This is a genomic window from Plantibacter auratus, assembly GCF_050587365.1.
Taxonomy (GTDB): domain Bacteria; phylum Actinomycetota; class Actinomycetes; order Actinomycetales; family Microbacteriaceae; genus Plantibacter; species Plantibacter auratus.
Genome location: NZ_JBOBFV010000002.1, coordinates 723,092 through 741,507 on the forward strand (window position 1 = coordinate 723,092; position 18,416 = coordinate 741,507).

The following is an 18,416-nucleotide window of genomic DNA, read 5'->3' on the forward strand; positions in this document are numbered from 1 at the left end:
GGTTCAGTGACCGGGGTTCGGCTCAGAGACTGGATCCCGTCCGGGGCCGCACTTCGACAAGCTCAGTGACCGGAGGGGGCTACTCAGTGACCGGGGTTCGGGTCAGTGACCGAGTCCCGGTCCCTGAGCTTGTCGAAGGGCGCTCAGGCGCGGATCGCCTCGACGACCGCGGCAACCGCCGCCTCGACCGCACGCGTCCGGGCGGCGGCGTCCTCGCCCTCCGAGTCGTGGACGAAGGTCGTCACGCCGCGTCGAGCGCCGCAGAAGTCGACGATGCCGTGCTCGAGCTGCGTCCGCATCGCCTGCTCGTAGCCGTGGCGGTCGTAGACCCCGGCGTCGTCGCCCGCGATCGGCACGAGGTGCACGCGCAGGCGGTCGAGCTTCCGGACGATCCCGCCGTCCGCGTCGAGGCCGAACGCCCAGCCGTTGACGAACACGCGGTCGAACCAGCCCTTGAGGAGTGCGGGCGCCGACCACCAGTACACCGGGAACACGAGGACGAGGTCGGTGGCCCGGTCGAGCCGCTCCTGCTCGGCGGCGACGTCCGGGGTGAAGTCCCCGCCGACGCGGTAGGTGTGGCGGTCGGCGAGCGTGTACCGCGGGTCGAAGCCCTCCGCAGCCAGGTTTGCGACCTCGACGCTGGTCGAGCCGGCGGTCGATCGCAGCTCCTGCGCGAGCCGCTGGGCGAGGTGGTGGGTGAGGGAGTCGGGGTCGGGATGGGTGGTCACGATGAGCGTCGGCACACTCCATCATCGCCTGCATCGGACGCGGGATCCGCCGTTCGGCACCCTCCGCAGGATGACCGGGGTCCGTCCGCCGACTGATGCCGACGGCGCGGCGAGCGCCCTACAGTTGTCGGAATGAGCGGGTGGACATGGCAGGCGTGGGTCGGACTCGTCGGCGGCACGGTGATCTTCTTCGCCGTCCTCGGTCCGATCCTGCTCGTGCAGCTCCGTCGGTACGGCCAGATGTCGCTCCCCCGGGTGACCGGTGCTGCGGCGGTCAGTGTCTACGCGGTGGCCCTCGTGGCGTACACGCTGCTGCCGCTGCCGGACGAGCGCGCGAACTGCAGCACGGCCCACGGGGCGCTCGAGCTGATCCCCGGCCATTCGATCGGGGACATCGCACGGGAGACCGCTGGGCTCTCCGTCCTGAGCACCCTGACGAGCCACGCGTTCCTCCAGGTCGTCCTGAACGTGATCCTCTTCATCCCGTTCGGCGCCATCGCGCGGCGCTACTGGAACCGCGGGCTCGGTGTCTCCATCCTGCTCGGGGCGCTCGTCTCCTTGCTGATCGAGTCGACGCAGTACACGGGCATCTGGGGCTTGTACGAGTGCGCCTACCGGGTGGCGGACGTCGACGACGTGATCACGAACACGGCGGGCGCCGCGATCGGAGCACTCATCGCCCCGATCGTCCTCGGGTGGATGCCGAGCGCGCGAGCCCTGCGCGCCACCCGCGACCGGGCGCGACCCATCACCGTCTGGCGACGCTGGTTCGGCATGGTGCTCGACGCGTTCGCCGTGAACCTGTCGATCACGGTGTTGTCGCTCGTCTTCGTCGTCCCACGCGTCCTGCTCACGGGCGCGACCGGGACCGCCAACGACCCGACGCTGCCCGAGGTGCTCAGCATCGGCGCGGGCACGGTCGTCCTCGTGATCGTCCTGCCGGCGCTCATCGGGAGCGGCGCGTCGCTCGGGCAACGTCTCGTCTGGCTCGCCCCGCAGTGGCCGGACGGACGCGGCTCGGTGGCACGCCGCCTCTACCGCGGGTCCGTCGTGGCCCTGCCGTACATCGCCACGACGACCGCCGCGCAGATACCCGACGCCACGAGCGGCCTCACCCAGACGATCGTCGGGATCATCGGGATCCTCAGCTTCATCATCGTCACCACGGCCGTCGTCTCCGTACCGTTCACCCGGCACCGCCGCGGCGTCTCGTACGTCTCCGTCGGCGCGGACCTACGCGACGCCCGCACGACCACGCCGTAGCCCGACAGCAGGAGATCAGCGCCGGAGCAGGACCCACTCGCTCGAAGGCGCCTGGCCCCAGGCGGATCTCCTGCTGCCGCGCCGACCGCTCGGCCGCCTACAGCTCGGCGCCGAGGAGCCCCGACAGGAAGGCGTGGAGCTCGTCCGCCATGTCGACCGACTCGGGTGCGAGCAGCCACTGGACCTGCAGTCCGTCCATGAGCGCGAGGGTCATGAACGCCGCGCTGGTGGTGGGGAAGTCAGCCCGCACCCGTCCTGCGGAGACGAGTAGCCCGAAGGTGCGCTCGAGCCGCCCGCGCGTGCCCTCGTAGCGCTCGACGAAGTAGTCGTGTGCCGGGTGGTCGGGCGAGGTCGCCTCCGCCGACAGCGTGCAGTAGAGCGCGACCACGCCGGGCACGGAAGCGTTGTACCGGGCGAGTGCGACCAACCCCCGGAGCGTCTCGATCGGGTCGTCGCCGTCCATCGGGACGAGCGTCGCCGAGAGGTCGTCGCGGTGTGAGAGCACCGCGGCGAGCAGCGCGCTCTTGTTCGGGAAGTGGTGCAGGAGTCCGGCCTCGCTCATGCCCACCTGCGCGGCCACCTCCCGCAGTGAACCCGCGCGATATCCCCCGTTGGCGAAGACGGCGAGCGCGGCGTCGAGGATCGCGACGCGCTTCATACCGGTTTTCGCATATGCGCCGCGGGGCTTCCCCTGCGGCTTGTTCCCGGTCTTGACCGATGTCATCGGACGACCTCCCCCTTCGGACGGCTTCACGATAGCGCGTTCCCCGTCGAACGCCGCGGCCTGGTCGTGATCCAACTGTGACATGGCCGAAAACAAAAAGCTAGTGACCACTCGGGTTTCATGCTAGCGTCCTCAATCACCAGCGATCCGATGAGGGATTGCTCACAGCGAATGGACAAAGATGTTCCGATGGAAGACGACCGCAGCCGTCGCGGTCACCGCTGCTGCACTCGTGCTCACCGGATGCTCCGGTAGCACCTCCGGCTCTGACAGCGGCTCCGGTGGCACCCTGATCCTGGGTGCGATCACTCCCCCCACCACGTTCGACCCGGCCGGCTCCGAGTGGGGCAACCGCTCGCCCTTCTACCAGGCCGTCTTCGACACCCTGCTCGTCGCCACCGCCGACGGTGAGATCGTCCCGTCGCTCGCGACCTCCTACGAGTACAACGACGACAACACCGTCCTGACGCTCAAGATCCGCGACGACGTCACCTTCACCGACAAGTCGAAGCTCACCGCCGACGTCGTCAAGCAGAACCTCGAGCGGTTCAAGACCGGCACCTCCCCCGACGCCGGCTACTTCGCGGGCGTCGCCTCCGTCGAGGCGCCCGACGACACCACCGTCGTCATCACCCTGAGTGCACCCGACCCGGCCATGCTCAACTACCTCACCCGCGACCCCGGCCTGATCGCCAGCGCCGAGTCGTTCGACAGCCCCGACCTCGCCACCAACCCGGTCGGCTCCGGACCGTACATGCTCGACACGGCCGCGACCGTCACGGGCACGAGCTACAGCTACACCGCGAACCCCGACTACTGGAACAAGGACTGGCAGCACTACGACAAGCTGACCATCAACGTCCTCCAGGACGCGACCGCCGGCCTGAACGCCGTCAAGTCTGGCGAGGTCAACGGCATCAAGCTCGCCAACAACGACAACCTCGCCGAGGTCGAGGGCGCCGGCTGGACCGTCAACGCCAACGAACTCGACTTCCAGGGCATGCTGCTCCTCGACCGCGCCGGCACGATGAACCCGGCGATCGCCGACGTCCGCGTCCGCCAGGCCATCAACTACGCGTTCGATCGCCCGGCGCTGCTCAAGGCGCTGCAGAACGACAACGGCACGGTCACGGGTCAGGTCTTCCCGGAGAACTCCCCCGCCTACGACAAGTCGCTCGACGACCGCTACGGCTACGACCCCGAGAAGGCCAAGGAACTGCTCGCCGAGGCGGGCTACGCCGACGGCCTGACGCTCTCGATGCCGTCCTCCACGGTGCTGGGCGCCACCACCTACACGCTGATCTCGCAGCAGCTGGCCGACGTCGGCATCACCGCCGAGTACACGGACCCGGGCAACAACTTCATCGCCGACCTCCTGGCCCCGAAGTTCCCCGTCTCCTTCATGGCGCTGGAGCAGAACCCGGACTGGCAGCTCATCCAGTTCATGATCGCCCCGAACGCCGTCTTCAACCCCTTCAAGTACGACGACCCGAAGGTCGACGAGTACATCAAGCAGATCCAGTACGGCGATGAGGCGACGCAGGGCAAGGTCGCCAAGGAACTGAACGCCTACATCGTCGAGCAGGCCTGGTTCGCCCCCTTCTACCGGGTGCAGGGCAGCTTCGCGACGGACGCCAACACGACCGTCAAGATGATCCCGACGAACGCGTACCCGTCCATCTACGACATCCAGCCGAAGTAGTCCGCTGATCCTGAGCCGGTCGAGGGGTTCGCCCGTCGACCGGCTCAGGGACCGGGACCGGCCGGCCGCACGTCGGTTCGACCCCGGCCCGCCCGAGTGCCCAGCGCTCGGGCGGGCCGGCCCCAACACCCCTCACTCACCCACTTCCTGGAGTGACCCATGCTCGGATTCATCCTCAGACGCCTGGTGTCCGGCGTCGTCCTCATCTTCGTGATCTCCGTGATCGCGTACTCCCTCCTCTACCTCGGCGGCGGCGACATCGCCCGCCGGATCCTCGGCCAGAGCGCCACCACCGAGACCGTCGCGAAGAAGGCCGCTGAACTCGGCCTCGACCGCCCGCTGCCGGTGCAGTACTTCGACTGGATCACCTCCGCCTTCCAGGGCGACCTCGGCCGCTCGTGGTTCACCGGCCAGCTCGTCTCCTCCGGCGTCACCGGCCGCCTCGCCGTCACCCTCTCGATCGTGCTCGGCGCGACCATCATCGCCGCGATCGTGTCCGTCATCCTCGGTGTCCTCGCCGCCCGTCGCGGTGGATGGATCGACAACGTCGTCCAGTTCATCTCCGTCATCGGCTTCGCAATCCCCAGCTTCCTCATCGCGCTCGTGCTCGTCATCACCTTCGCGATCAACCTCCGCCTGTTCAAGGCCACCGGGTACATCCCGATCACCACGTCCTTCTCCGGCTGGGTCGCCTCGGTGACATTGCCGATCATCGCCCTCGCGATCGGCGCCATCGCGACGGTCTCGCAGCAGGTGCGCGGTTCGGTCGTCGACGCGATGTCGAAGGACTACGTCCGGACGCTCCGCAGTCGCGGGCTCGGCACGGGCCGCGTCATCTACAAGCACGTGCTGCGGAACGCCGGCGGCCCGGCCCTCGCGGTCCTCGCCGTGCAGTTCATCGGCCTCCTCGGCGGCGCGGTCATCATCGAGCAGATCTTCGCCCTCCCGGGCATCGGTCAGCTCGCCGTGCAGGCCACGACTCAGGGCGACATCCCCATCGTCATGGGGGTCGTCATCGCGACGGCCATCATCGTCGTCGTCGTCAACCTGCTCATCGACCTCGCGCAGGCTGCGCTCAACCCGAAGGTGCGACTGTCATGACCGCCATCGAAACCCCACTCACCGTCCCGACCCCGCAGGTCCGCGTCAACCTCCTGCGTCGGCTCCTCAAGCGCCCGATCGGCGCCGCGTCGCTCGTGTTCCTCGCGCTCATCGGGATCGTCGCGATCTTCGGACCGCTCATCGCCCCGCAGGACCCGAACCTCGCGTCCCTGCAGCAGGTCCTGGCGCCACCGAGCGCCGACCACCTCCTCGGAGCGGACAGCGCCGGGCGCGACGTGTTCTCCCGTCTGCTCGCCGCCACCCAGATCAGCGTCGCCGCAGCGCTCCTCGCCCTCGTCGTCGCGATCGTCATCGGGGTCGTCGCCGGGCTGATCGCCGGGTACTACCAGGGCTGGTTCGACTCCGTGTCGTCCTGGTTCACGGGCCTCATCATGGCGCTGCCCGGCATCGTCGTCCTCCTCGCCGCCCGCGCCGTCCTCGGCCCGTCGGTCTGGATCTCGATGGCGATCTTCGGCATCCTGCTCTCGCCCTCCTACTTCCGCCTCGTCTATGCGGCGGTCACGGCCGTGCGCTCGGAGCTCTACGTGGACGCCGCCCGGGTCTCAGGCCTCAGCGACCCGCGCATCATCGGCAAGCACATCCTCTCCGTCGTCCGCGCACCGATCATCATCCAGTCGGCGATCATCGCGGGCATCGCCATCGCGATCCAGTCCGGCCTCGAGTTCCTCGGTCTCGGCGACCTGTCGGTGCCGACCTGGGGTTCGATGCTGAACGACGGCTTCACGAACATCTACAAGGCACCGATCCTCATGGTCTGGCCGTCGCTCGCGATCGCACTCACCTGCATCGCGCTCACCCTGCTCGCCAACGCGATGCGCGACGAGCTCGAGCGCACCGTGTCCGTCCGTCGGCGCCGTCGCAAGATCGTGACGACGTCGAAGACGGGCTCCAACACGATCGTCACCCAGTCGATCAGCACCTCCGGGATCAGCGAGGACGAGATCGTCGGCGTCCCGCCCATCCGTCACGACGACGACGCCCGCGCCTCCGCTCGCGCCGAGGAGCTCGTCCTCAGCGTCCGCGACCTCCGCGTCGGCTACGACCAGGAGGGCGGCCGGGTCACCGAGGTCGTCCACGGCGTCGACCTCGACATCCACAAGGGCGAGGTCCACGGCCTCATCGGTGAATCCGGCTCGGGCAAGACCCAGACGGCGTGGGGCGTCCTCGGACTCCTGCCCCGCGGCGGCCGGGTCACCGACGGCACGATCCGCTACGAGGGCACCCGACTCGACACCCTCGGGGAGCGCGAGTACACGGCCATCCGCGGCAAGCGCATCGGCTACATCCCGCAGGAGCCGATGTCGAACCTCGACCCGGCGTTCACGATCGGCAGCCAGCTCGTCGAACCCCTGCGCGTCACCCTCGGCCTGAGCAAGAAGGAGGCGACGGACAAGGCGCTCGCCCTGCTCGAGCGGGTCGGCATCCCGAACCCCAAGCGCACCTTCGCCGCGTTCCCGCACGAGGTCTCGGGCGGTATGGCGCAGCGTGTGCTCATCGCCGGCGCCGTCTCCACGGACCCGGACATCATCATCGCCGACGAGCCCACCACCGCCCTCGACGTCACCGTGCAGGCGGAGGTCCTCGACCTGTTGCGCGACCTCCAGGCGGAGCGCCACATGGCGATGCTCCTCGTGACGCACAACTTCGGGGTGGTCGCCGACCTCTGCGACCGCGTCTCGGTCATGCAGAACGGTCTCATCGTGGAGACCGGGCCGGTGCGCTCGATCTTCAACCACGCGCAGCACCCGTACACGCAGTCGCTGCTCGGCGCGATCCTCGACGAGGGTCCCGCCCGACCGGCACTCGCGACGAACCTGACAGGAGAGACCCGATGACGTCGTCACTGCTCGAGGTGAAGGACCTCGAAGTCGAGTACCCGGGCAAGGGGTTCCGTGCCCAGTCGTTCAAGGCGCTCAAGGGCGTGTCGATCGACATCAAGCCCGGTGAGACCGTCGGTCTCGTCGGCGAGTCCGGCTCCGGCAAGACCACACTCGGTCGCGCCGTGCTGGGCCTCGCCCCGGTCACCGGCGGCAGCATCCGCTACCGCGACCAGGAGATCGGGCATTTGAAGCGCAAGGAGCGCCGAGCGCTGAGTTCGGAGATCCAGGTCGTGTTCCAGGACCCGTACTCCTCGCTCAACCCCTCGCTCACGATCGAGCAGATCCTCACCGAGCCACTCACCGTCCGCGGCGTCTCCGGTGCCGACGCCCGCAAGCGCGTCGGATCCCTGCTCGACCAGGTGCAGCTGCCGACCGGCGCGGCCTCACGGCTCCCCCGGGAGTTCTCGGGCGGCCAGCGGCAGCGCATCGCGATCGCCCGGGCGCTCGCCCTCGATCCGAAGCTCATCGTGTGCGACGAGCCCGTGTCGGCCCTCGACCTGTCGACGCAGGCGCGGGTCCTCGACCTCTTCATCGACATCCAGGAACAGACGGGCGTCGCCTACCTGTTCATCTCGCACGACCTCGCGGTCGTCCGGCACATCAGCCACCGCGTGGCGGTCATGTACCACGGCGAGATCGTCGAGTCCGGCGACGGCGACCAGGTGACGGCGCACCCGGCCCACCCCTACACGCAGCGCCTGTTCATGGCGGCACCGATCCCCGACCCGGACCGCCAGGAGGACCGCCGGGTGGAGCGACGCCGCCTCATCGACGAGCAGCGTGCGGCGGAGTCCGCCGCCTGACCGTCGCTTCGACCGCCCGGTCGGCCGGGGCCAGGAACCTGGCCGGCCGGGCGCACCACGCACATCACTCGGTCCCTGAGCTTGTCGAAGGGCCCACATCCCGTCCCCGAGACCCACACCCGGTCTCTGAGACCCACCATCCGGTCCCTGAGCTTGTCGAAGGGCCACCCCAGAACGGACCCACATCGCATGACCATCACCACTCCCCGGCACGCCGCCGCCACGAAGCCCGTCGACACCGCGGCGATCGCCGCCCTCGTCGCCCGGCTCGACCTCGAGGAGAAGGTCGCGCTCGTCTCCGGCGCCGACTTCTGGACCACGGTGCCGCTCGAGAAGATCGGCCTCCGCGCCATGGTCCTGTCCGACGGCCCGGCCGGCGTCCGCGGCCCGCTGTGGGACGAGCGCTCGCCGTCCATCAACCTCCCGTCAGCGACCGCGCTGGCGTCCTCGTGGGATCCGTCGCTCGCCTACCGATACGGCGCCGTCGCCGCGGCCGAGGCCCGCCGCAAAGGCGTCGACGTCGTCCTCGGCCCGACCATCAACCTCCACCGGTCCCCGCTCGGCGGGCGGCACTTCGAGGCGTTCAGCGAGGACCCGGAACTCACCGGATCGCTCGCGGCCGCCTACGTCAGCGGCCTGCAGGACAACGGCGTCGCCGCGACCCCCAAGCACTACGTCGCCAACGACTCCGAGACCGACCGCTTCACGGTCGACGTGCACGCGAGCGAGCGTGCCCTCCGCGAGCTCTACCTCGCGCCGTTCGAGCGCACGGTGACCGAAGCCGGCACCTGGGCGATCATGAGCGCCTACAACTCCGTCGACGGCGTCACGATGAGCGAGAACGACCTCCTGGAGACGCCGCTCAACTCGGAGTGGGGCTTCGACGGCGTCGTCGTCAGCGACTGGACCGGCGTCCGCAGCCTCGGCTCGGCACCGGCGTCGCAGGACCTCGCCATGCCCGGCCCTGCTCCCGCATGGAGCGCGGCCCTCGTCGAGGCCGTCCGCGACGGCCGCGTCGCCGAAGCCGACGTCGACCGCAAGGTCGCCCGGCTCCTCGCGCTCGCGGTCCGCGTCGGTGCCCTCGGCGAGGAAGCACTGGCGCCCGCTCCGGTCGACGGGGTCGCCTTCTCCCGCGAGGCCGAGACTGAGGGCATCGTGCTGCTCGACAACGACGGCACGCTCCCCCTCGACGCGGCCTCGCTCACCCGCGTCGCCGTCATCGGGCACAACGCCCGCGACTCGCGCACCCAGGGCGGCGGCAGTGCGACGGTCCTCCCCGAGCACACCGTCAGCCCACTCGAGGGACTCCGACTCGCGCTCCCCGAGGCGACGATCGACTACGCCGTCGGCGCGATCGTGCAGGAGGGCGTCGCCGAGCTTCCGCTCGAGCGCCTCACCAACCCGCGCACGGGTGACCCCGGTCTCGTCGCCACGTTCCTCGATGCCGACGGCGCGGAACTCTTCACCGAGGACCGCCGGTCCACCGCGCTCGTCTGGTTCGGCGGCGACGCCCCGGTCACCACGGCGTCGCAGCTCGTGCTCACCACCACGTACACGCCGGAGGCCACCGAGCAACTGCGACTCGGCTTCGCCACGGGGCTCCACGGCCGACTCTTCGTCGACGGCGTCCTCCTCGTCGACGAGCAACCCGTGGTCGTCGGGAACGACCTCGGCGCGGCGCTGCTCGCCCCGCCGTCGGCGACCGGGGCGTTCGCCGCCCAGGCCGACGTCGCCGTCGAACTCCGCGCGGAGTTCGACCTCTCCCCGAGCGAGAACGGTCTCGGCGCGATCAGCGTCACCGTCGGTCGCGCTCCCGACGACTCCGACCCCGACGCCCTCATCGCCCAGGCGGTCGAGGCGGCCCGCGCGGCCGATGTCGCCGTCGTGGTCGTCGGCACGAACTCGAAGGTCGAATCGGAGGGCTGGGACCGCAGCGACCTCACCCTCCCCGGCCGTCAGGACGAGCTCGTCCGGGCTGTCGCCGCCGTGAACCCGCGCACCGTCGTGATCGTCAACTCCGGCGCCCCGGTCCTGCTCCCCTGGAGCGACGAGGTCGCCGCCGTGCTCCTCGGCTGGTTCGGCGGACAGGAGATGGGCAACGCCCTGGCCGACGTGCTGCTCGGGGTCGCCGAACCCGGTGGTCGCCTGAGCACCACCTGGGCTGCGGCGCTCGACGACGTCCCGGTGCTCGACGTCACCCCGGTGGACGGCGTGCTCCGCTACGAAGAGGGCATCCACATCGGCTACCGCGCGTGGCTCCGCTCAGGTGCCACGCCCGCCTACTGGTTCGGCCACGGGCTCGGGTACACGAGCTGGTCCATCGACGGTGGCGAAGTCTCGGGTGACGTCGCCTCCGGTGACGCCCGCGTCTCCGGGACCGCGACGAACACCGGCGACCGCGCCGGCAAGCACGTCGTGCAGGTGTACGCGGAGCGACCGGACTCATCGGTCGACCGCCCCGTGCGCTGGCTCGTCGGATCGGCTGTCGTCCGCGCGGGCGCCGGCGAATCGGTCGCCTGGGAGGTCGCGCTGCCGGCCCGGGTCTTCGCCCACTGGGCGGACGGCTGGCAGGTCGAGCCAGGCGACGTCACCCTCCGGATCGGATCGTCCGTCGTCGACCTCGTGGACGAGCATGTCGTCACCATCGCAGCCGGGACCTCCCGATGACCGCGCACGTCGCGCGGATCGGCCGACTGCGGGCGGAGACCCGTGACGACAGCCCCGCGGTTGCGACGCCGACGCCTCGGTTGAGCTGGACCGTCGAGACCGCTGGCTCCGACTGGGTGCAGGCCTGGGCCGAGCTCCGGGACGGCAGTGGTGCCACGGCACGTGTCGAGGGCCGCGACTCCGTCCTCGTCTCCTGGCCGTTCCCACCACTCGGCCCAGACGAGGTGCGCACCGTCGAGGTCCGTGCCGCGTCGACTGCTGGGGAGGAGACACCCTGGAGCGAGCCGACCGTCGTCGAGGCCGCGTTCCTGGCCGACGGAGCCTGGACCGCCCGCTTCATCGGTCTCGCAGCGCCCGAGCGTCCTGCGCAACCGATCCGGGTGCGCCGCACCTTCACGGTCGGCGGGCCCGTCCGTCGCGCCCGGCTGTTCTGGACCGCGCTCGGTGCCGCCGAACCGCAGCTGAACGGGATGCCCGCCTCGGAAGACGTCCTCTCCCCCGGCTGGACCGCCTACGGCGACCGCCTCGTGCACGAGACCGTCGACGTCACCGCGCTCGTCGAGCCGGGTGAGAACGTCATCGCCGCGACCGTCGCCGGCGCCTGGTACACCGAGCGGTACGGGTTCTTCCAGTTCGCCGAGCGCGTCTACGGCGACCAGCCACGCTTCGCCGCCCAGCTGCAGCTCGACTACCTCGACGGGACGACGGAGACGCTCGTCACCGATGCGAGCTGGTCGGCGGCCGACGGTGCCGAGCTCGTCGACAGCGGCATCTACGGCGGCGAGGCGATCGACACCACCCTCGCCGAACTCGGCTGGTCGACGACGGCGTTCGACGCGTCCACCTGGGCCCCGGCCCTCGTCGACGACGCTGCGCACCCGGTGCCGGAGGCTCGCATCGCCGCGCCCGTCCGTCGCATCGAGGAGCGCGCGGTGGCGGAGGTGCTCACCTCGCCGTCGGGCGCGACCATCCTCGACTTCGGCCAGAACCTCGTCGGCCGCCTCCGGCTCACCGTCGCCGGCCCGCGGGGCACGACGCTCACGCTCCGGCACGCGGAGGTCCTCGACGAGGGCGAACTCGCCCTGCGCCCCCTCCGCAACGCCGCGGCCACCGACCACGTCACGCTCTCGGGCGACGGCGAGCAGACGATCGAGCCCCGCTTCACCTTCCACGGCTTCCGCTACGCACAGATCGACGGCTGTCCGGGCGCGTTTGACCCGGCATCGGTCACCGCCGTCGTCCTCCACAGCGACCTCACGCGCACGGGTTGGTTCTCCTCCTCGCACGAGCTGCTCGACCGCCTCCACGAGAACGTCGTCTGGGGCATGCGCGGCAACTTCCTGAGCATCCCGACCGACTGCCCGCAGCGCGACGAGCGGCTCGGCTGGACGGGTGACCTGCAGGTCTTCGCACCGACCGCGAGCTTCCTCTACGACAGCTCCGCCTTCCTCGACTCCTGGCTGCGCGACCTCGCGCTCGAGCAGGGACACCAGGACGGTGTCGTCCCGATGGTGGTCCCGGCCGCGCTGTCCGGATTCGCCGGTGGCGGCCCGACCGCGGCCTGGGGCGACGCCGCGACCGTCGTGCCGTGGGTGCTCCACGAGCGCTACGGCGACCTCGGGATCCTGCGCGAGCAGTACCCGTCGATGCGCTCCTGGGTGGAGGCCGTCCTCCGGGTGAGCACCGACGGTCTCTGGTCGAACACCTTCCAGCTCGGCGACTGGCTCGACCCGAGCGCGCCGCCGGACCAGCCGGCGAAGGCCAGGGTCGACTCGGACATCGTCGCGAGCGCCTATCACGCGCGATCCCTCCGGATCCTCGCCGACACCGCCGGGCTCCTCGGAGAGACGGCGGACGCCGAGCGGTACGGCGAACTGGCCGAGCGGAGTCGGGCGGCCTTCACCGCCGAGTACGTGACCCCCGCCGGCCGGATGATGTCCGACGCGCCGACCGCGTACGCCCTCGCCCTCCGGTTCGACCTCGTCGACGACCCCACCCTGCGGCAGCGCCTCGCGGACCGCCTCGCCGACCTCGTCCGTGCCGACGGCTACCGCATCGGCACCGGCTTCGTGGGGACGCCGCTCATCACCGACGCACTCGCCGACGGCGGACACCTCCGCGCGGCCGGCCGCCTCATGCTCCAGACCGAGAACCCCTCCTGGCTCTCGCCCGTCACCAAGGGCGCGACCACGATCTGGGAGCGTTGGGACAGCCTGCTCGAGGACGGCTCGGTCAACCCGGGCGAGATGACCTCGTTCAACCACTACGCGCTCGGTGCCGTCGCCGACTGGCTGCACCGCACCGTGGCCGGCCTCGCCCCCGCGGCTCCCGGCTACCGCGAACTCCGGATCGCACCGCGGCCGATCGACGGGCTCGACCACGCCGAGGCCCGACACGTCACGCCCTACGGCGAGGCGTCGGTGGCGTGGCGACGCGAAGGGTCGTCACTCCGGGTGTCTGCGGTCGTGCCGCCGAACACGACGGCGACGGTCGCACTGCCGGGTGCCGCGGAGGAGACGGTCGGGTCCGGTCGTCACGAGTGGACGGCCGAGGTCACGGACGCCGGCTCGAGTGCCGATGACGACATCACGCTCGGCCTCGACTCGCCGCTCTCCGAGATCATCGACCGACCGGCCGCGTACGACGCCCTCCTCAACTCGGTGGGTGCCCACGATCAGGCCAAGGCCGACGACATCCGCCGCGGCACCCAGTGGAGTCGTGGTCGGACCGTCCGTCAGCTCCTCATGTTCACGCCGCCGTCGATGCTCGACGACGTGGACGCGGCGCTGGCCGCAGCCACTCCGACACCAGGAGTTGCGCGATAACCCCCACTCGACCGTTCCACGTGCAACACTCGCACCGCCTGCACCAGTAGCACCCGCCGCCGACCCGCTCGGCCGACCACAGGAGATCCATGTTCGACCGCAGTTCCGCCTTCGGAGACGTCATCGAGAGCCCGGCGGGTCGCACCGTCCTCGAGCAGTTCCTGCCCGGCATCGCCGCGTCGCCGATGGCCAAACAGTTCCGCAGCATCCGTCTCGGGCAGCTGTCGGCGATCGTGCCGGAACTGCAGGACGACGCGGCGAAGGATCGTCTCTGGGCGGCGCTCGCACAGGTCGACGACGGTCCCGAGGCCCGCGCACCCTATGGCGCCGCGATCGAGCCCGCTCCCGACTACGAGGGAGAGGACGTCCCGCGCGGCTCGGCGACCATGGCGGTCCCCGGCGACGTCCCGCAGTACGGCGTCGTGGAGATCCGGCTGGACGGGCCGTCGCACGGCAACCCGTTCGTCGACGTGGAACTCGGCGCGACGTTCACGAACGGCGCACGCGAGCTCACCGTCGGCGGGTTCTACGACGGCGACGGCCGGTACCTGGTGCGGCTGCTCGCCGAGGAGCAGGGCGAGTGGTCGTTCACCACGAGCTCGACCGCCCGATCACTCGACGGCGTCGCCGGCGCGTTCACCGTGTCGGCCGCGGCGACGGGCAGCCACGGACCGGTGCGCGTCGACGGCTTCCACTTCGCCCACGCGGACGGCACCCGTCATCGCCCGCTCGGCACGACCGCCTACGCCTGGACCCACCAGCCCGAGGAGCTGCAGGAGCAGACGCTGCGCGCCCTGGAGACCGCGCCGTTCACGAAGATCCGCATGTGCGTGTTCCCGAAGTCGTACCTCTACAACGCGAACGAGCCGGAGACGTTCCCCTTCGTCGGCTCACTCGCAGAAGGGTTCGACCACGAGCGCTTCGACCCGAAGTACTGGGCGAACCTCGAGCGGCGCATCACCCAGCTCGGCGCGCTCGGCATCGAGGCGGACCTGATCCTCTTCCACGCCTACGACCGCTGGGGCTTCGCTGACCTCGGTCCGGCCGTCGACGAACGGTACCTCCGCTACGCCGTCCGTCGGCTCGCCGCGTTCGCGAACGTGTGGTGGTCTATGGCGAACGAGTACGACCTGCTCTGGGCGAAGACGAACGACGACTGGGAGCGGCTCGCGGCTGTCGTCGGCGCGGAGGACCCGCACGGCCACCTCAACTCCATCCACAACTGCCAGGGGTTCTACGACTACACGAAGCCCTGGATCACGCACTGCAGCGTGCAGCGCGTCGACGTCTACCGGACCGCGGAGAACACCGACGCCTGGCGCGAGCAGTGGGGCAAGCCGATCGTCATCGACGAGTGCGCCTACGAGGGCGACATCGACCAGGGCTGGGGCAACATCACCGGCGAGGAGATGGTGCGACGGTTCTGGGAGGGTGCGATCCGCGGCGGCTACGTCGGCCACGGCGAGACCTACCTCAACGACCGGGAGGAGCTGTTCTGGTCGAAGGGCGGGCCGCTCATCGGTTCGAGTCCCGACCGCATCGCGTTCCTGGAGCGCATCTCGGCGGAGTCCCCGACGGGTGTCCTCGACCCGCTGCCCGGCGACTGGGACGTGCCGTGGGGCGGAGTCTCCGGCCGCTACGTCATCGGCTACTTCGGCTTCAACCGGCCGCGGTTCCGCAACGTCTTCCTCCCCGAGGGCGAGTTCCACGTCGACGTGCTCGACACCTGGAACATGACGGTCGAGACCCTCCCCGGCACGTACACCGGTACGGTCCGGGTCGACCTGCCCGGTCGCCAGTTCATGGCGGTCCGCCTCCGCCTCGTGGAGTAGCCGCCCGCCCGGCCGCCGGGCCCGGACCCGCCCGGTCACTGAGCCGGGCGGGTCCGGTCACCGAGCCGGGCTTGTCCGGTCAAAGAGCCGGGCTTGTCCGGTCACCGAGCCCGCCCTTCCCATGCCACTGAGCCGCATCCCCGGTCACTGAGCCTGTCGAAGTGCCGAGCAACCCTCCCCGCTCGCTGGCCGACCGGCCACCGGTCACGAGGCCCACCCTTCCCCGGTCACTGAGCCACCCTCCCGCGGTCACTGAGCCTGTCGAAGTGCCGAGCAACCCTCCCCCGCAACCCCGTCGCCACACCGTTGACACGTTTGTTCGGACCCTTTACAGTTGTCGGGCATTGACGCAACCTCCGTTGCAACATGCGCAATCGCCCGACGACTGGAGAGCGGCCCATGGATCACGGCACCGGCACCATCCGCCCGGGCGGCGTCCTCCGCGGCACCGCCCTCACCGCCCTGCTGCCCACCTGGGTGACGGGCGGTGGCGGCGACGCCGTCATCGACCGTCTCCGGGACGACGCCATCGTCGACGAACTCGAACGCGCCTTCGCCGAGCCGCCGTTCGACGAGCGCGTCGACTGGTCCGCTGTGCGCATTGCGCAGGTGTCGCACCCCGACCTCCGCGAGCTCGTCGGCCGCAGCATCGCCGAGCTCGCCGCCGAGGCCGGTCAGTCGCCGCTCACCGTCGTCTCGGATACGCTGATCGCCGACCGGCTCACCACCCTCGTCGACCGCCCGTCCTGACCTCCACCATCCGAGACCTTTCTCAGGAGTCCTCCGGCGTGTCACCGGGTTCCCGGCCAGCCGCGCCGCAGAGGTCCTGAGAACGGCCCATCAGCACTCGAGGAGAGAACCACCGATGCTTCCACTGCCCGTATCCATCCAGCAGCACGACGGCGCCTTCACGCTGAGCGAGACGACCGGGCTCGGCGGTGACCGCCGCTTCACGGCCGCGACCCGCTGGTTGCGCGGGGTGCTGCAGACGTCGACCGGGTTCGACCTCGACGCACGGATCGACCTGCGGACCGACAGCATCGCGTTCATCCACGACGACACCGTCGCGGCCGGCGGCTACCGGCTCGTGGTCGACGCGGACGGTGTGCGCATCGTCGCCGCCGACGCCTCCGGCGCGTTCTCGGGTGCGGTGACCCTGACCCAGCTCCTTCCCCCTGCGGTCAACCGCCGTGCGCTCGTCCCCGGAGTCGACTGGACCGTCCCGGCGACGACCATCGACGACGCCCCACGCTTCGGGTGGCGCGGCGTCATGCTCGACGTGGCCAGGCACTTCCTCCCCACGTCCGACGTGCTGCGGTTCATCGACCTCGCCGCGCGCCACAAGCTCAACGTCCTCCATTTCCACCTCACCGACGACCAGGGCTGGCGGATCCAGATCGACGCGTTCCCGAAGCTGACCGAGGTCGGCGGGTGGCGGACCGAGAGCCAGCACGGCGCAGCACGGCACGCTCCCGGCGACGGCCGCCCGCACGGCGGCTTCTACACGAAGGACGACCTGCGCGAGATCGTCGCCTACGCCGCTGAGCGGTCCATCACGGTCGTCCCCGAGATCGACCTGCCCGGTCATGCGCGAGCGATCATCGCCGCGTACCCGGAGCTGGGCGTGCCGGATGTGGCGCAGGAGGCGGACGAGCCGTCGGTGTGGACGCGGTGGGGGATCAACGAGGCGATCCTCGACATGGGCGAGGAGACGGTCGCCTTCTTCCGCACCGTGTTCGACGAGGTCATGGAGCTCTTCCCCTCGACCTTCATCGGCGTCGGTGGCGACGAGGCGAAGAAGACCCGCTGGGCAGCGAGCGCTCGAACGCAAGCCCTCATGGCCGAGCGCGGGCTCGACTCCGTCGAAGCGCTGCAGGCGTGGTTCATCCGCCAGCTCGAGGCGCACCTGTCCGCCTCCGGCCGACGCCTGTACGGCTGGGACGAGATCCTCGAGGGCGGCGGATTGCCGAAAGACGCGACCGTCGCTTCATGGCGCGGCGAGTTCGGTGCGGTCGCCGCCGCACGCCAGGGGTACGACGTCATCGCCTGCCCGGACGACCGCGTCTACCTCGATTACCGCGAGTCGGAGCTGCCGGGTGAGCCGATCCCGGTCGGGCCACCGCTGACCGTCGCGGAGGTGTACACCTTCGAGCCGGTGCCGGCTGAGCTGACGGAGGCGCAGGCCGAGCACATCATCGGGGTGCAGGCGAACATCTGGACCGAGCACATGGACTCCGCCCGCGTCATCGACTACCAGGCATACCCGCGGCTGTGCGCCCTCGCCGAGGTCGCCTGGGTCGGCCGCGAGCGCGACCTCGCGGGCTTCGAGGCGCGGCTGCAGCAGCACCTCGCCCGCCTCGACGCCCTCGGGGTCGAGTACCGCCGCGCTTCGGGACCGTTCCCGTGGCAGGAGCGTCCCGACGCCGAGGGTCGGCCGTCCACCCGCGAGCAGCGGGCCGCCCTCGTCGCCGAACTCACGAAGGACATCCGCGCCTGACGCCGGCGGCGGGCCTTGAGCCTCCCGCCCGGTCCCGAAGCCTCCCGTCGGTCCCTAAGCCTCCCGCCTGGTCCCCGAGCCCCAACTCGGTCCCTGAGCCTGTCGAAGGGCCCCGCAAGCCCCTCGTGCGCACTTCGACAGGCTCAGTGACCGGAGGAGGTCCACCGTCGCGCGCTTCGACCCCTGAGCCTGTCAAAGGGCGGCCCCACAAGACCCCGTGCGCACTTCGACAAGCTCAGTGACCGGAAGAGGGCCGCCGTCGCGCGCACCGGTCCCTGAGCCTGTCGAAGGGCAGCCCCGCACGAGCCCCGTGTCCACTTCGACAAGCTCAGTGACCGGAGGAGGTCCACCGTCGCGCGCTTCGACTCCTGAG

Annotated in this window: 12 protein-coding genes; 10 read left to right on the forward strand and 2 right to left on the reverse strand. The window is 70.4% G+C overall.

Annotation, left to right across the window (positions count from 1 at the left end):
• Positions 1–143: 143 nt before the first annotated feature.
• Complete coding sequence (locus ACQ3HE_RS10685; protein ID WP_430892691.1) at positions 144–743, reverse strand: NAD(P)H-dependent oxidoreductase; 600 nt, start codon at positions 741–743, stop codon at positions 144–146.
• Between the two features lie 117 nt (positions 744–860).
• On the opposite strand from ACQ3HE_RS10685, the gene ACQ3HE_RS10690 reads away from it, so the two are divergent.
• Positions 861–1,991, forward strand: coding sequence for a VanZ family protein (locus ACQ3HE_RS10690; RefSeq protein ID WP_430892693.1), 1,131 nt, complete (start codon positions 861–863; stop codon positions 1,989–1,991).
• 97 nt (positions 1,992–2,088) lie between these two features.
• On the opposite strand, the gene ACQ3HE_RS10695 is transcribed toward ACQ3HE_RS10690, so the two are convergent.
• The gene (locus ACQ3HE_RS10695; protein ID WP_137242777.1) at positions 2,089–2,715 is read right to left on the reverse strand and encodes a TetR/AcrR family transcriptional regulator; all 627 of its coding nucleotides are present in this window, start codon (positions 2,713–2,715) and stop codon (positions 2,089–2,091) included.
• 181 nt (positions 2,716–2,896) lie between these two features.
• Here ACQ3HE_RS10695 and ACQ3HE_RS10700 point away from each other — a divergent pair, with 181 nt between their 5' ends.
• From ACQ3HE_RS10700 to ACQ3HE_RS10740, 9 genes are all read left to right on the forward strand, one after another.
• On the forward strand, positions 2,897–4,417 hold the full coding sequence (locus tag ACQ3HE_RS10700; protein ID WP_079704502.1) for an ABC transporter substrate-binding protein: 1,521 nt from the start codon (positions 2,897–2,899) through the stop codon (positions 4,415–4,417).
• A gap of 159 nt (positions 4,418–4,576) precedes the next feature.
• Entirely contained in the window at positions 4,577–5,518 is a 942-nt protein-coding gene (locus ACQ3HE_RS10705; RefSeq protein ID WP_079704501.1) for an ABC transporter permease, read from the forward strand.
• Positions 5,515–7,374 (forward strand): dipeptide/oligopeptide/nickel ABC transporter permease/ATP-binding protein, encoded by a 1,860-nt coding sequence (locus ACQ3HE_RS10710; protein ID WP_430892695.1) that lies wholly within the window; start codon positions 5,515–5,517, stop codon positions 7,372–7,374. Before ACQ3HE_RS10705 ends, ACQ3HE_RS10710 begins: the two co-directional genes overlap by 4 nt.
• Entirely contained in the window at positions 7,371–8,222 is an 852-nt protein-coding gene (locus ACQ3HE_RS10715) for an ATP-binding cassette domain-containing protein (RefSeq protein ID WP_064295413.1), read from the forward strand. Before ACQ3HE_RS10710 ends, ACQ3HE_RS10715 begins: the two co-directional genes overlap by 4 nt.
• Positions 8,223–8,411: 189 nt before the next feature.
• Positions 8,412–10,889: a beta-glucosidase family protein gene (locus ACQ3HE_RS10720; RefSeq protein ID WP_430892697.1), complete on the forward strand. Its 2,478-nt coding sequence runs from the start codon at positions 8,412–8,414 to the stop codon at positions 10,887–10,889.
• The gene (locus ACQ3HE_RS10725) at positions 10,886–13,714 is read left to right on the forward strand and encodes a family 78 glycoside hydrolase catalytic domain (protein WP_430892699.1); all 2,829 of its coding nucleotides are present in this window, start codon (positions 10,886–10,888) and stop codon (positions 13,712–13,714) included. The genes ACQ3HE_RS10720 and ACQ3HE_RS10725 overlap by 4 nt, the downstream gene beginning before the upstream one ends.
• Before the next feature lie 89 nt (positions 13,715–13,803).
• Positions 13,804–15,546, forward strand: coding sequence for a DUF5605 domain-containing protein (locus ACQ3HE_RS10730; RefSeq protein WP_430892701.1), 1,743 nt, complete (start codon positions 13,804–13,806; stop codon positions 15,544–15,546).
• Between the two features lie 399 nt (positions 15,547–15,945).
• Positions 15,946–16,296, forward strand: coding sequence for a hypothetical protein (locus ACQ3HE_RS10735; RefSeq protein WP_430892703.1), 351 nt, complete (start codon positions 15,946–15,948; stop codon positions 16,294–16,296).
• Positions 16,297–16,411: 115 nt separating this feature from the next.
• Entirely contained in the window at positions 16,412–18,043 is a 1,632-nt protein-coding gene (locus tag ACQ3HE_RS10740) for a beta-N-acetylhexosaminidase (protein WP_430892705.1), read from the forward strand.
• The last annotated feature ends 373 nt before the right edge of the window (positions 18,044–18,416 follow it).

What these genes read in the sequence shown, in the direction of transcription:
- ACQ3HE_RS10690 (WP_430892693.1), top strand. Translation starts at nt 861, where the DNA reads ATGAGCGGGTGGACATGGCAGGCGTGGGTCGGACTCGTCGGCGGCACG.
- ACQ3HE_RS10695 (WP_137242777.1), bottom strand. Translation starts at nt 2,715, where the DNA reads ATGACATCGGTCAAGACCGGGAACAAGCCGCAGGGGAAGCCCCGCGGC.
- ACQ3HE_RS10700 (WP_079704502.1), top strand. Translation starts at nt 2,897, where the DNA reads ATGTTCCGATGGAAGACGACCGCAGCCGTCGCGGTCACCGCTGCTGCA.
- ACQ3HE_RS10705 (WP_079704501.1), top strand. Translation starts at nt 4,577, where the DNA reads ATGCTCGGATTCATCCTCAGACGCCTGGTGTCCGGCGTCGTCCTCATC.
- ACQ3HE_RS10710 (WP_430892695.1), top strand. Translation starts at nt 5,515, where the DNA reads ATGACCGCCATCGAAACCCCACTCACCGTCCCGACCCCGCAGGTCCGC.
- ACQ3HE_RS10715 (WP_064295413.1), top strand. Translation starts at nt 7,371, where the DNA reads ATGACGTCGTCACTGCTCGAGGTGAAGGACCTCGAAGTCGAGTACCCG.
- ACQ3HE_RS10720 (WP_430892697.1), top strand. Translation starts at nt 8,412, where the DNA reads ATGACCATCACCACTCCCCGGCACGCCGCCGCCACGAAGCCCGTCGAC.
- ACQ3HE_RS10725 (WP_430892699.1), top strand. Translation starts at nt 10,886, where the DNA reads ATGACCGCGCACGTCGCGCGGATCGGCCGACTGCGGGCGGAGACCCGT.
- ACQ3HE_RS10730 (WP_430892701.1), top strand. Translation starts at nt 13,804, where the DNA reads ATGTTCGACCGCAGTTCCGCCTTCGGAGACGTCATCGAGAGCCCGGCG.
- ACQ3HE_RS10735 (WP_430892703.1), top strand. Translation starts at nt 15,946, where the DNA reads ATGGATCACGGCACCGGCACCATCCGCCCGGGCGGCGTCCTCCGCGGC.
- ACQ3HE_RS10740 (WP_430892705.1), top strand. Translation starts at nt 16,412, where the DNA reads ATGCTTCCACTGCCCGTATCCATCCAGCAGCACGACGGCGCCTTCACG.